Annotated in this window: 11 protein-coding genes; 4 read left to right on the top strand and 7 right to left on the bottom strand. The window is 70.8% G+C overall.

Annotation, left to right across the window (positions count from 1 at the left end; translation table 11 throughout):
• Nucleotides 1–187 precede the first annotated feature (187 nt).
• The 3 genes from OIE67_RS51820 to OIE67_RS51810 all read right to left on the bottom strand — a co-directional run bounded on the left by OIE67_RS51820 (nt 188) and on the right by OIE67_RS51810 (nt 3,509).
• Nucleotides 188–1,411 carry an MFS transporter gene (locus OIE67_RS51820; RefSeq protein WP_326634566.1) on the bottom strand — a complete coding sequence of 408 codons (1,224 nt, stop codon included), beginning with the start codon at nt 1,409–1,411 and terminating at the stop codon, nt 188–190.
• A gap of 23 nt (nt 1,412–1,434) precedes the next feature.
• The gene (locus OIE67_RS51815) at nt 1,435–1,887 is read right to left on the bottom strand and encodes a MarR family winged helix-turn-helix transcriptional regulator (RefSeq protein ID WP_326634565.1); all 453 of its coding nucleotides are present in this window, start codon (nt 1,885–1,887) and stop codon (nt 1,435–1,437) included.
• 182 nt (nt 1,888–2,069) lie between these two features.
• The gene (locus tag OIE67_RS51810) at nt 2,070–3,509 is read right to left on the bottom strand and encodes an NCS2 family permease (RefSeq protein ID WP_326634564.1); all 1,440 of its coding nucleotides are present in this window, start codon (nt 3,507–3,509) and stop codon (nt 2,070–2,072) included.
• Between the two features lie 84 nt (nt 3,510–3,593).
• Here OIE67_RS51810 and OIE67_RS51805 point away from each other — a divergent pair, with 84 nt between their 5' ends.
• Together OIE67_RS51805 and OIE67_RS51800 are read left to right on the top strand one after the other, a co-directional pair.
• Nucleotides 3,594–3,806: a DUF2530 domain-containing protein gene (locus OIE67_RS51805; protein ID WP_326634563.1), complete on the top strand. Its 213-nt coding sequence runs from the start codon at nt 3,594–3,596 to the stop codon at nt 3,804–3,806.
• A gap of 133 nt (nt 3,807–3,939) precedes the next feature.
• Complete coding sequence (locus tag OIE67_RS51800; protein ID WP_326634562.1) at nt 3,940–5,430, top strand: alpha/beta hydrolase; 1,491 nt, start codon at nt 3,940–3,942, stop codon at nt 5,428–5,430.
• A 57-nt stretch (nt 5,431–5,487) separates the two neighbouring features.
• Here OIE67_RS51800 and OIE67_RS51795 read toward each other — a convergent pair whose 3' ends face one another.
• Together OIE67_RS51795 and OIE67_RS51790 are read right to left on the bottom strand one after the other, a co-directional pair.
• Nucleotides 5,488–8,523, bottom strand: coding sequence for a sacsin N-terminal ATP-binding-like domain-containing protein (locus OIE67_RS51795; protein ID WP_326634561.1), 3,036 nt, complete (start codon nt 8,521–8,523; stop codon nt 5,488–5,490).
• A gap of 65 nt (nt 8,524–8,588) precedes the next feature.
• Nucleotides 8,589–9,389 carry a DUF3027 domain-containing protein gene (locus OIE67_RS51790; protein WP_106250621.1) on the bottom strand — a complete coding sequence of 267 codons (801 nt, stop codon included), beginning with the start codon at nt 9,387–9,389 and terminating at the stop codon, nt 8,589–8,591.
• Between the two features lie 126 nt (nt 9,390–9,515).
• On the opposite strand from OIE67_RS51790, the gene OIE67_RS51785 reads away from it, so the two are divergent.
• Nucleotides 9,516–11,156 (top strand): MFS transporter, encoded by a 1,641-nt coding sequence (locus tag OIE67_RS51785; RefSeq protein WP_326634560.1) that lies wholly within the window; start codon nt 9,516–9,518, stop codon nt 11,154–11,156.
• Nucleotides 11,157–11,170: 14 nt separating this feature from the next.
• Here the strand turns inward: OIE67_RS51785 and OIE67_RS51780 are convergent, their stop codons facing one another.
• Nucleotides 11,171–11,566 (bottom strand): cold-shock protein, encoded by a 396-nt coding sequence (locus tag OIE67_RS51780; RefSeq protein ID WP_326634559.1) that lies wholly within the window; start codon nt 11,564–11,566, stop codon nt 11,171–11,173.
• Nucleotides 11,567–11,658: 92 nt separating this feature from the next.
• Nucleotides 11,659–12,276 carry an HAD family hydrolase gene (locus OIE67_RS51775; protein ID WP_106250842.1) on the bottom strand — a complete coding sequence of 206 codons (618 nt, stop codon included), beginning with the start codon at nt 12,274–12,276 and terminating at the stop codon, nt 11,659–11,661.
• Between the two features lie 103 nt (nt 12,277–12,379).
• Here OIE67_RS51775 and OIE67_RS51770 point away from each other — a divergent pair, with 103 nt between their 5' ends.
• Nucleotides 12,380–12,811, top strand: coding sequence for a hypothetical protein (locus tag OIE67_RS51770; RefSeq protein ID WP_326634558.1), 432 nt, complete (start codon nt 12,380–12,382; stop codon nt 12,809–12,811).
• Nucleotides 12,812–12,841 lie beyond the last annotated feature (30 nt).

The raw sequence follows: 12,841 nt of genomic DNA, 5'->3' as shown, positions 1-12,841 counted from the left end.
TTCATGTCATGCGATTCTGCCCCGGCCTCGCCTCACCCGTCACACCGGCTCCCACCGCCGGTCCGCCCGGCCCCCTAGCTCCAAGCCCAGCGCCGTTCCCCATGCCCGTCGCCCTACGTCGACCGCTTCGGAGTTCGTCACCCTGTGGTCAAAGGGCGTCGCCTGGGCTTCGCGGTGTGTGAATGACTCATGCCACCGCGAGCGCCGGCCTGCCCACCCGTGAGCTGATCAGCCGTGTCACCACCACGGCCAGTCCCGTGCCGACGAGCACCAGGGCGCCGGACAGGATCACGCCCATCCGCGGCCCGCCCATTTCGGACAGCCAGCCGATCAGCGGTGCCCCGAGGGGAGCTCCGCCGGTGAAGACCAGCATGTAGATGCCCATGACCCGGCCCCGCATCTCAGGGGACGTGGCGATCTGGACGCTGGCGTTGGCCGCCGTGTTGATGGTGATCAACGCGATCCCGGTGGGGACCAGCAGCAGCAGGTAAACGGGGTAGAACGGTGCGATCCCGGTCAGGATCTGGAACAGTCCGAACCCGATCGCCCCAGAGAAGAGCACCTTCCGCGTCAGCCGCGCCCGCCGGGCCGCGAGCAGCGCGCCGCCGAACGCTCCCACCGCGAACATGCTGGAGGCCAGCCCGAACGAGGACGCCCCGGCCGCGAACACCTCGCGGGCCATGAGCGCGATCGACATCGAGAACGACTGCGAGAACATCGACACGAACGCGATCAGCAGCACCGGCATCAGCAGTTCCTCGTGCCGGAGCACGTACCGGAGCCCTTCGCGCAGTTGCCCCTTGGCCCTGGGCACCGGCTCGGAGAGGTTCAGCTCGGCCTTGCGCATGAAGACCAGGCTGGAGATGACGCCGCCGAAGGTCAGGGCGTTGATCAGGAACAGCGGCCCCGTGCCGCCCAGGACGTAGATCAGCACGCCGGCGAGCGCCGGGCCGAGCACGCGGGCGAGGTTGAAGATGGAGCTGTTCAGGGCGATCGCGTTGGGCAGGTCCTGGCGGCCGACCATCTCGACCACGAACGCCTGCCGCGTCGGCACCTCCACACAGGAGATCATGCCGAGCAGGAACGCCATGACGTACACGTGCCAGACCTGGGCGGTGCCCGTCATCGTCAGCAGGCCGATGGTCAGCGCGAGGCCGGCCATGAGCGACTGGGCGGTGATGAGGATCGGGCGCTTGGGGTAGCGGTCGGCGAGCACGCCGCCGAACATCCCGAAGAGCAGCATCGGCAGGAACTGCAGCGCGGTCGCCGTACCGAGGGCGCTCGCGCTGCCGTGGGTGAGGTCGAGGATCAGCCAGTCCTGGGCGGTGCGCTGCAACCAGGTGCCGACGTTGGACACCGCGCCGCCCGCGCTAAACATGCGGTAGTTACGAATCCTGAGCGACCGGAACATCCCGGTCTTGGGTTCTTCAGGCTCTATATCCTGCTGAGCTTCTCCAGCAGCGGTGCCGCCTGTCTGAGGATCGCCCTCTCTTCCGGAGACAGCTCCTTCAGGCGTTGCGTCAGCCACGCCTCCTTGCGGCGTCGCTCCTCCTTCAGCAACTTCTCGGCGGCCTCGGTCACCGAGACGGTCACCTGCCGCCGGTCGGTCGGATGCGGGCTGCGGGCGACCAGGCCGCGTTCCTCTAGCGCGGCGATCACGCGGGTCATCGAGGGCGGTTGCACCTTCTCGAGCTCGGCCAATTCGCCGGGGGTTATCCCGGAATGCCGTTCCACCGCGGCGAGCGTCGCGAACTGCGTGGGAGTCAGTGTGTGCGCTGCCGCCTGTCGTCGTAGGCGTCGGTTCAGCCTTGCGAGTGAAACGCGCAGGGCTGAAGCGAGACCCGCGTCGCTGCGCAGGTTCATCTTGGGCTGGGGTTTGGTTAGCATGAGTCATTACCTTTGCTAACTATACGGCATGATGGGATATTTCCGTACAGAACGTTCGTCTGATCCCTTGATACCTCGAAGCCGCCCCGCCTGCGCGGGACGGCCTCGATCGATCTCGACGGGCTTCGACCGGATCGACGTACGGGACGCGCCGACCGGATCGACGGGACTCGGGCGGATCGTCAGATGCCGAGCGCCACCCTGATCGGGCCGATCGCGAAGTAGAGCGCGAAGAGGAAGGCCACGCCCCACAGCAGCGGGTGGATCTCCCGCGCCTTACCGCGAACCACCTTGATCAGCACGTACGTGATGAAGCCCGCGCCGATGCCGTTGGAGATCGAGTACGTGAACGGCATGAGCACCACGGTGAGGAACGCCGGCACGGCGATCTCGAAGTCGGTCCAGTCGATGTCCTTGACCGCGGTCATCATCATGAACCCGACCAGCACCAGCGCCGGGGCGGCGGCCTCGTACGGGACCACCTCGACCAGCGGCGCGAAGAAGATGGCCAGCAGGAACAGCAGCCCGGTGACCACGCTGGCGAGGCCAGTGCGAGCGCCCTCGCCGACACCGGCCGCCGACTCGATGTAGGTGGTGTTCGACGAGACGGAGCCCGCGCCGCCCGCCGCCGCGCCGAGCGAGTCGATGAGCAGGATCTGCTTGGTACGCGGCAGCGTCCCGTCTTCCTGCACCAGGTCGGCCTGCCGCCCGACGCCCACGATGGTGCCCATGGTGTCGAAGAAGTCCGTGATCAGCAGTGTGAACACGAACAGTCCGGCGAGCAGCACGTCCACGCGGACGAACCCGCCGAACGGGTCGAACTCGGTGAAGAGCACGAGCGGGTTGTGGAAGCCGAGGATCTGGTCCGGCACGGTGGGCACGTTGAGCTGGAAGCCGCCGGGGTTGTCGGCCGAGGCCCGGCCCACCTTGGCCAGCAGTTCGACGATGACGGCCAGGATCGTGGTGCCGGCGATGCCGATGAGGATGGCGCCCTTGACCTTGCGCGCCACCATCGCGGCCGTGGCCAGCAGCCCGACGATGAACACGAAGATCGGCCACGACGTGAGGCTGCCGCCGATGCCCAGCTCCAGCGGCGTGCCGGCGCCCTTGCGCACGAACCCGGCGTCCACGAAGCCGATCAGCGCGATGAACAGCCCGATGCCCACGCTGATGGCGGTCTTGAGCTGGGCCGGGATGGCGTGGAACACGGCCGTCCGCAACCCGGTCAGCACCAGGATCGTGATGAGGACGCCTTCGAGGAAAACCAGACCCATGGCCTCCTCCCAGGTCATCACAGAGGCGATGCTGAAGGTGACGAAGGCGTTCAGGCCGAGCCCGGCCGCCATCGCGAAGGGCACCCTGCCGACGACCCCCATGAGGATCGACAGCACACCGGCCACGAAGGCCGTGCCCGCGGCGACGAGCGGCACGTTGGCCACCGTACCGTCACCGATGAACTCACCGGTGACATCTTTGCCGTTGGCCAGGATCAGGGGATTGAGTACCACGATGTAGGCCATCGTGAAGAACGTGGCCAAGCCTCCCCGTACCTCACGGGAGACGGTCGAACCTCGTGCGGAGATCGCGAAGAAACGATCGATTGCGTTACGTGTGTCGCTCACGACGCGAAGGGTGACAGTAGGTGGTGAACTGCGAAAAGAGCCAGTGATGAGATCGAGACCCGATTGGAAGCTAGGCTGGACAACGTGAAGCAGCAGTGGCATCCCGATCCGGAGCCCATCGAGACCAACGACACCGCCGCCGTCGCCATCGGCACGGCCGCCTGGGCCGTCGCGCTGGTCGCCCTGCTGATCTTCCGCCCCACCCCGGAGAACTCGTGGTGGATCTGGACCTGCGTGGCCGGCATCGGCTTCGGCCTGCTCGGCCTCTGGTACATCCGGCGCCCCAGAAACGGCTGATCATCAAAACCGCGTTGACTTCCGCTCCGTACGAGAGCTGACATTCGTCATCTCCAGCTGTTCGCCGAAGTCATCTACAAGTGGTGTTTCCGCCCACTACATCGGCATATGCCTGGCATCTCATCCTTGATGCATGAAGAAGCCCATAGTGACCCTCCTCCTGGGAGCCGCGGTCCTCACCGCCTGCGGCACCGGCGGCACTTCAGCACCCGCGGGCGACAGCGCGAAGCCCACGGCCACCAGCACGGGCACCGGCACCGGCACAGTGGCCTGGGGCGCGTGCACCGACCTCGTCGGACCCGACGGCAAGCCGGCCACCCCGGCCGCGGGCGTCGAGTGCGGCAAGCTCCCGGTCCCCCTCGACTACGCCAAGCCGGACGGCGACAAGATCGACCTGGCGCTCATCCGGATCAAGGCCACCGGCGAGCGCGCCGGCTCGCTCGTCTTCAACTTCGGCGGCCCCGGCGGCTCGGGCGTGGACACGCTGGCCATGGCCGCCACGGCCTTCGCCAGTCTGGGCAAGAGCTATGACCTGGTCAGCTTCGATCCCCGCGGCGTCGACCGCAGCTCGGGCGTCACGTGCGGCGACGAGATCGAGGAACTGCTCACCGCCGACCTCGACGCCGACCAGGACGCGCTGGCCAAGGAGTACGCCGACGCCTGCGCGAAGGACTCCGGCAAGGTCCTCCCGCACGTCGGCACCGTCAACGCGGCCAAGGACCTCGACGTCCTGCGGGCCGCGCTCGGCGACGAGCAGCTCAACTACTTCGGCTTGTCGTACGGCACCCACCTCGGCGCCGTCTACGCCACCCACTTCCCCAAGAACGTCGGCCGCTTCGTCCTGGACGGCGCCTTCGACCCGACCGTGACGTTCGAGGAGCGGGCCGTCATCCAGGCGACCGGCTTCGACCAGGCGTTCGCGGCGTTCGCCAAGGACTGCGTGGCCAAGGGCTGCGACCTGGGCGCCGACCCGGCGGCCGTGGAGAAGACGATCGAGGACTTCGTCGACGGGCTCAAGACCAAGCCGATCAAGGTCGGGGACCGCGAGCTCACCTACGGCCTGGGCCAGCTGGCCGTCATCACGCCGCTGTACGCGCAGCAGACGTGGCCGATGCTGGAGCAGGCGACCGCCGCCGCGATCAAGGGCAACGGCACCATCCTGCTCGCCCTGGCCGACGCCTACACCGGGCGCAGGGCGGACGGGACGTACTCGACGATGATGACGAGCCTGACGGCGATCAACTGCGCGGACAACACCGAGCGGCCGACCGCCGCCCACACCGCCCGGGTCAACGAGAAGGTGAAGAAGATCTTCCCGATCCTCTCCTTCGACGGGGCCACCGGGACGTGCGCCCACTGGCCGGTGCCCGGGGACGACGCGGCCAAGCGCATCGACGCCACCGGCTCGGCGCCCATCGTGGTCATCGGCGGCAAGGGCGACCCCGCCACGCCGTACCAGTGGGCCGGCAAGCTGATCAACCAGCTCAAGACGGGCGTCCTGGTCACCTACGAGGGCGAGGGCCACGGCGCCTATCTGACCGGCAACGGCTGCGTCATGAAGACGGTGGACGCCTACCTGGTGGAGGGCAAGGTCCCGGCGAACGGCACCACCTGCGCCGCCTGACCGGCGCCGCACGACGTACCGGGGAGGCCACACGGGGGCGCCTCCCCGGCCCCGCGCTCAGGACAGGTCGGCCTCGGCGAGCAGGAGGGGCACCGAGCTCGGGTCGCGCAGCAGCGCCGCCACCGCGAGCCGGTCGTTCCACTGCCCCGTGGCCCAGGCGAGCCCTCTGGCCAGCCCGTCGACCCCGGTGCAGTGCACGGAGCCCTCGAAGAACCGCCAGGCGCACTCCACCCCGTCGACCAGCAACTTCTCATGCTCCACGTACGTGCCCGGCGCGGTCGGCAGCAGCGACCTGACCTCGGCGGGCACGTCACGCCGGACCCCCTCTGAAGTGACCTCGCCCGAGGTGAGCTCACCGGCGAGCGGCAGGTCGAGCAGCTCGGACAGCGACTCGGCCAGGTCGTAGGAGGCCAGCACCAGCGGCCGGTCCTGGACGAGTTGCAGCAGGTCGGGCGCCTCCACCACGACGGCGTCGTCCGCGGCGGCGACCACGATGACCCCTTCGAGCACGGCCCGCACCCGCGACGGCGGCGCGACCCGCGACGGGTCCACGGCGGCCAGCGCGGTCCACAGGGCACGGAGCTGGGCCCGGTCGACCTCGATGGACTCGTCGGCCATCAGGTCGAGGAGCTCTTCCGGGCCGCCGTGGGAGGCCAGCAGCTCGGCCAGCGTCGTACGGACCCCGAGCATCGACAGCGCGGCCTCGTCGAGACCGGCGGGCGCGTCGGCGTAGAGGCCCTGCAGCAGCGGGTCGGCCCCGGGAAGGCGCAGCTCCAGCGGCTTGCGCCCGCCCAGCACGGCGTGGTTGGCCAGCCACCAGGCGGTGTAGGACGGCACCTCCACGCCCTCGACGCGCAGCGGATGGAGTGCGGCCCGCAGCGGCGGCGTGGTCAGCAGCCGGAGTGCGGCCGGCCAGTCGGCCACCAGCTCCAGGTCGCGCACCGCCAGGAACTCGGGCACCAGCGGCGGCACGTCGAGCTCGGGCAGCAGGTCGAGCACGTGGTCGAGCCAGTCGGCCTCGCCGTCGAGGTCGTGGTCGCAGTCGTCAGGGTCGAGCAGCACGTCGGGCTCGTGCACGACGGCGAACCCGTCGAGCACCCCGGCCGCCGCCAGCACCCGAGCGCCGTAAGCCTCCTCCAGCTCGGACGCGGCCACCCCGAGATGCGTGTCGGCCTCCAACAGCCCGGCCAGCGCTCCCTCGGCCAGCATGAGTTCACCGGCCGGGTAGAGCTCGCCGTCGCTGCCGCGCAGGGCCAGCTCGGCCAGCCACGGCGCCTCGCCGGGAGCCAGCCCGGACGCCTCCACCAGGGACAGCACGGCCCGCGCCACCGGCTCGGGGTCGGGGCTGTCGAGCGACTGCGCGACGGCGGCCTTGGTCAGCGGGTCGTCGAGCACGGTCCGCGGCGTGGCCTCGGCCGCGCCGAGGCGCAGCAGCGCGGGATGGGCCGCCTCGGGGTGCACGATGCGCAGCCCGAGCGGGGACAGGTCGAGCTCGGCCCCGCCGTCGGTCAGGATCAGCGTGCCGCGCGGGCCGCGGACGAGCCGGCCGTCGGTCAGCGGCACCGGCAGCGCGCCCAGCGACTCGGGGTCGTCGGCCGGCAGGACCTGATAGAGCGCGCGCCACCAGGACGGCTCGCGCGCCTCGGCGGCCTCACCGGACAGCAGGTCGACGACGTCGGACAGCTCCACCCGGCGCACGCCGAGCGCGGTCATGGCGGGGTGGCGGGCGGGCCAGCCGGCGGGCAGCAGGCCGGGTACGAAGCCGGCCACGGTGTCGAGCAGCTCGGCCGAGGCGGAGGCCACGACGGCCGCCTCGCGGCCCGGCACCACCCAGCCGTCGCCGTCGGGCTCGGGGGCGGGCTGCTCAACCTGCCACTCCGCGTCGGGCTCGTAGACCCGTTCGTCGGCGAAGGAGGGCGTCTGCACGACGGGGGCGGGCGCGGACAGGGCGGGCAGCAGCGGCGTGCCGGGCAGGCGCTGCAGCACGGCCCTGCGTACGCGGGCGTCGAGCTCGCCCTTGCCCATCAGCGAGGGCACCAGGTCGAGCAGCTTGGACGTGCGGGGCAGCTCGCGCAGCAGCCGGACGTAGGCGTCGGCGGCCCGCTCGACCAGGAAGTCGGTGAGCGGCCCCTTGGCCACGTGACGCCGGTCGGTGGCCATCGGGAACGAGGCGATGAGCAGCGCGGGCAGGTCGATGGGCTCGTCGCTGGGCGTCGGGGCGTGCACCACGGGCGGCACGGAGGCGGGCAGCGCGCCCGGCTCGCCGGTGCCGGTCACCGGAACGGCCCAGCGCAGCGACCAGAAGGGGCGGGCCCGCTCTTCCGTGGGCCGGTCGGCGAAGAGCCTGCCGACCTCCTCGGGGGTGAACACCCCGGAATCGGACACCACGTGCCAGCCGTCGGCGGCCACCGCGTGGGTGGAGCCGTCGACGTCGATCTCGATGCTCTCCAGCGCCGGCAGGCCGAGCAGCAGCGCGGGACTGGCCTCGGCCAGCATGCGCCGGACCGCCTCCACGCTCGCCTGGTCGCGCAGCGGAAGCCGGACGAGCGTGTCGAAGCCGTCGGGGATGTCGATGAGGGGCGGCTCGTCGAAGGGCAGCCGCAGCAGCGGCACGTGCCCGCCCCGGTCGGCCAGCTCGCCCGCCAGCGCGGGCAGCTCGGCCACGATGGCCGCGGTCTCCGTACGGGACCAGCGCACGGCGGGGGCCCCGCGCGAGCCGATCGAGGGCGAGTCGCAGACCGACACGACGGCCGCGAACCCGACGCCGAACCTGCCCGCCGCGCCGGCCTCGTCACGCTTGCCCGAGGCGCGCAGCGTGGACAGGCTCTCCACGCCGGTGGCGTCGAGCGGGGCGCCGGTGTTGGCGGCCGTCAGCACGTCACCGCGCAAGGTCAGCCGCAACACCCCTGGCACGCCCGCCCGCAGCGCCGCGTCGGCGGCATTCTGCGCCAGCTCGACGATCAGCCGATCGCGGTAGCCGCCGAGCGCGAAGTCCTCCTCCGCGTTGGCGTCTTCGCGGAACCGGGCGGGCGAGGCCGTCCACGCGGAGAGGACGGCTGCGCGCAACCGGTCAGTGCCGTAGGTGTCGCTCATCGATCACGATCCTGGTCGAGGGTAGGGGGCCACCGTAGGTTAGCGGCCCGCACCGACACTCAGGCTCAGGAATGCCCGAGCTCCTCGGAGGCGGATTCGTCGACCGAGCCGGCCTCCTCCTCCATCAGGTCGTAGCCCAGGTCGTCGAGGATCGGGATGGCCTGCTCCACCGGCGGCGGCAGCACCGCGGCCTCGGAATGGGCGCCGCAGCCGTGGTCGGCGGCGACGACCTTGCCGTCGTCGGGCGCGTACTCGTTGGCGCAGACCCCGAACGACAACCGGAGCTCACCCGCGAGCAACCAGTAGAAGCCGCAGGTGGAGCATTGCGCGGGAGCGGCGTGTGCGATCGGTGTGTGCGGCCCGTGCTCGCCCGCGTGCCAGCGTCTGGCAGCCCGGTCTCTGCCAATGGCCGAGAGCACACGGGCCCGGCCCAGGCCGTACTCGAAAACCATCTGTCTGTCGGTGTCGTCGTCGACTTCGGTGAAGCCCGGCGCCAGCCGGTCGTCGTCGTCCGCGGTCGGCAGCAGATCGCCCACGCCCAGGTCGCCCGGACGCAGCCGCTCGCTCCACGGCAGCCACTCGGGCGCCAGCAGCGCGCCGGTGCCGGGCAGCAGGACGGCCTCGCTGACGGTGACCTTCTTCGCCCGCGAGGCCCGGGTCACCGTGACCGCCCAGCGCCAGCCGCGATAAGCGCGGTCGAGGCAGGCGAAGTAGTGGGTGACGATCCGGTCGCCTTCGCTTTCGTAGCCGAGGTGCTCGCCGGGCTCGCCCGGCCGCGCCAGCTCCTCGGCCGCGGCGCGAGCCAGATCGACCGCGGCGACACAGGCCTGGTCGGGAGCGGAGACGCGGGCCCGGGTGCGGCTCATCGGGCCGGCTCCGCCGAAAGGTGCTGTTCGCTCACACTTCATTCTCACCCATCCCGGGACGTGCGGGGGCCCACAACGGCGGATCCGGCTCAGAGATCGCCCGCGAATCGGGTAAGACTGGTAGGCGTGGAGGGTGGCTGGGGCCGGGCACGGGAGGTCTCGCGGCGGATGGCGCGCGGCGCCGCCGACGCGGGCCGCGCCACCGTGCGCGCGGGCAGGGTCACGGCGAGCGGCACCGCGCGGGCGGGCAAGGCCACCGCGAGCGGCGCCAGGAAGGTGGGCCAGGCCACCCGCCGGCTCACATACGCCAACGGCGCCGGCCGCACCGGGCTCGGCCGGCTGATCGAGCTGTCGGCGGGCAACAGCGCCGGTGACGCGCTCGTCACGGTGGCGCTGGCCAGCACGGTCTTCTTCGGGGTGCCCGTCGGCGAGGCACGCGGCTCCGTGGCCCTCTACCTGGTCATCACGATGTTGCCGTTCGCGCTGCTGGCGCCGTTCGTGGGGCCGATCCTCGACCGGTTCAGGTCGGGGCGGCGCTACGTGATGGCGGGCACGCTGTTCGGGCGGGGGCTGCTGTGCTTCGCCATGGCGGCCGCTGTGGGGCCCGGTGACCTGCCGACGCTGTTCATCGGGGCGCTGGGCGTGCTGGTGCTGTCGAAGTCGTACAACGTGTCGCGGGCGGCGATCATGCCGAGCGTGCTGCCCGCCGACATCGGGCTCGTCTCGGCGAACGCGCGGGTGGCGCTGTTCACGCTGGTCGCGGCTGGGGTCGGGGTGCCGGTCGGCGCGGGGCTGACCGCCGTCGTCGGCAGCGCGGTGGTGCTGCGGGTGGCGATGGTGGCCTTCCTGCTGCTGGGCGTCGCCGCCGTACGCCTGCCGCGCCACATCGACTCGCCCGACCTGGAGGAGGAGGGCGCGCCGCCGCGCTGGCGCACCCTGCTCAAAGTGGGCCCGGCGGTGGCCGAGGCCGTCTGGGCGAACCTGGCGCTGCGCGTCTTCTCCGGCTTCCTGCTGTTCTTCCTGCTGTTCCTGGTGCAGGACGAGGCGGTGCCGTGGCTGGCGGTCGCCGAGCCGTGGGCGCGCGACCCGTTCTTCGACATCCCCAAGACGATCGCGCTGCTGGCGGGCGCGGCCGGGCTGGGCGGCCTGATGGGCGCCGCGGTCGCGAACTGGACCCGCAACAACTCACCGCAGCTCATCGTGCTGGTCACGCTGGCGGTGACCGCGGTGACGGCCGTCGTCACGGCCGTCTTCTTCGGGGTGTGGACCGCGCTGGCGATCGCCCTCGTCACGGCGTTCGCGCAGGAGCTGGGCAAGCTGGCGCTCGACGCGATCGTGCAGCGGGAGATCGGCGAGGAGGTGCGCTCGTCCACCTTTGGCGTGGTCGAGGCGGTGCTCCAGCTGGCCTGGGTGTTCGGCGGGCTGGTGGGCCTGGTGCTCTCGCTCACGCGGAGCAGCACGGCCGGGCTGGTCGCGCTGGCCGTCGCGCTCACCGCGGCGCTCGGCTGGCTGCTGGTCTCGCGCCGAGGCCGCGTACGCGAGACCGAACGCAAACTACGCCGCCAACGAGCCGAAGCCTCCCCCGACACTCAGCCCGACCCCCAGCCCGACACTCAGCCCGATCCCCGGCCTGACGCACAGCCCGACGAGCAGCCCGACCCGCGGCCAGATCCCCGGCCCGACCATCGGACCGACCACCGGCCCGGGCCCGGTGAGCAGCGGGGCACGGTGGATCCCACCAAGCCGCTCACCAACCCGCACGGCTGAGCGGGAACGGCGGGTCAGGCGTCGAGGTCGTCCGCGACCGCCCTGAGCACCTGCGCGATCTTCTTGGCGTGCGCCGCGTCCGGGTGCTTGCCCCGCTGGTAGGAGGTGGACACATCGTCGAGCAGCTTGATCAGGTCTTCGACGATGACCACCATCTCGTCCGGCTTCTTCCGCTTGCCCTTGGGCTTGGTCTTGGCCAGCGTCGGCGGCTGCTCCAGGATCCTGACAGAGAGCGCCTGCTGGCCCCGACGGCCCTCGGCCACGCCGAACTCGACCTTCTGGCCGGGCTTGAGCGGGCCCGCACCTGTGGGCAGCGCGGATGAATGCACGAAGACCTCACCGCCGTCGTCGCGGGTGAGGAAGCCGAATCCCTTGTCGGCGTCGTACCACTTGACCTTGCCACTCGGCACAGGAGGACCTCGTTCAAACAGTCGAAAGGAGGACGGATGGATGTAGGTTATGCCCCGCGACGCGCCAGGGCGACCGGGTAAATGCGGTGCATTTACCGGAGTTCATGATGCTCGCGCCATGTGCTGAACCAGGCGGCGAATTCGGTCAGGTCGCCCAACGTCACATCAGCTCCGTGATCACGCAGCTCTCCCACCGTGTAAGGGCCGGTCGCGACGGTCACGCTCACGGCGCCGCCGGCGCGTGCGGCCTCGATGTCGGCGACATGGTCACCAACATAAGCCGCCGCGCCGAAGCGCGCGAGTGCCGATCCCTTGGCCGCCGCGAAAAGCGAGCCGACCACTTCGTCCACGTCCAGGCCCAGCACCTTGAGGGTGCCGGCGGCGTCGCGGGGGTTCTTGCCGGTCACCACGATGACGCGGCCGCCGGCCGCGCGCACCGCTTCGACCGCCTCGTACGCGCCCGCCATCGCCGTGTGACTCGGCACCCCCATTTCCGGATATATCTCTCGATAGAGGTCGGCGGCTGCCTCGACCTCCTCAGCGGGCAGCCAGTTGGCCAGCTCCATCTCCAGCGGCGGCCCCAGTCGCCGTACGATCGCCGCGCTGTCGAATGGCACGCCCAAACGCACGGCCAGCTCGTCGAAAACGGCCGCTATGCCCGATCGCGTGTCCGCCAATGTCATGTCAAGGTCGAATCCCACCGAAGTCATCACCAGAGCAGGATCCCAAACCTCCCCCTACCCCGCGTAACGGGCCTTGTTCTGAGAGCATGGGAATGGGAAGAAAGGAATTACTTATCGGAGAGGAGTGGCCGTGACCGCCACCCCCCAGCCGCCGCACAGCGGAGACCGGCTCGTCGCCTCCTCGGCCCCACCCCAGTCGCAAGCCCAGGCACAACCCCGGCCGGAGCCCAGGCCGCACCGCCCGGCCCGCCCCGGCGGGCCCGTGCTGACGGTGTGGCAGCGCGTCGTGGGCGCGCTCGTCTACCTGGTACGGCTGGCCAGCAGGGTCGCCGCGCTGGCCCTGGTGCTCCACGCGGTCTTCACGGTGTTCAGCGCCAACCCGGCCAACGTCTGGTACCGGTTCGTCGAGACGCTCGCCACGACGCTCTCCCTCGGGCTGGCCAACCTCTTCCGGTTCGCCGATCCGCACTTGACCACCGTCGTCAACTACGGCCTGGCCGCGGTGGTCTGGTTGATCATCGGTTCCGCCCTGGCGAGCCTGATCCGGCGCGCTGCTCCCTAACGACTACTCTCCTTACGGAGGTATCAGCAC

Origin of the sequence: Nonomuraea fuscirosea (assembly GCF_035917475.1) — a bacterium.
Classification (GTDB): Bacteria; Actinomycetota; Actinomycetes; order Streptosporangiales; family Streptosporangiaceae; genus Nonomuraea; species Nonomuraea fuscirosea.
This window is presented reverse-complemented; position numbering and strand designations above follow the sequence as displayed.

Excerpts from the sequence above, each read along its gene's own strand:
- OIE67_RS51820 (WP_326634566.1), bottom strand. The coding sequence starts at position 1,411 with ATGTTCCGGTCGCTCAGGATTCGTAACTACCGCATGTTTAGCGCGGGC.
- OIE67_RS51815 (WP_326634565.1), bottom strand. The coding sequence starts at position 1,887 with ATGCTAACCAAACCCCAGCCCAAGATGAACCTGCGCAGCGACGCGGGT.
- OIE67_RS51800 (WP_326634562.1), top strand. The coding sequence starts at position 3,940 with ATGAAGAAGCCCATAGTGACCCTCCTCCTGGGAGCCGCGGTCCTCACC.
- OIE67_RS51795 (WP_326634561.1), bottom strand. The coding sequence starts at position 8,523 with ATGAGCGACACCTACGGCACTGACCGGTTGCGCGCAGCCGTCCTCTCC.
- OIE67_RS51790 (WP_106250621.1), bottom strand. The coding sequence starts at position 9,389 with ATGAGCCGCACCCGGGCCCGCGTCTCCGCTCCCGACCAGGCCTGTGTC.
- OIE67_RS51775 (WP_106250842.1), bottom strand. The coding sequence starts at position 12,276 with ATGACTTCGGTGGGATTCGACCTTGACATGACATTGGCGGACACGCGA.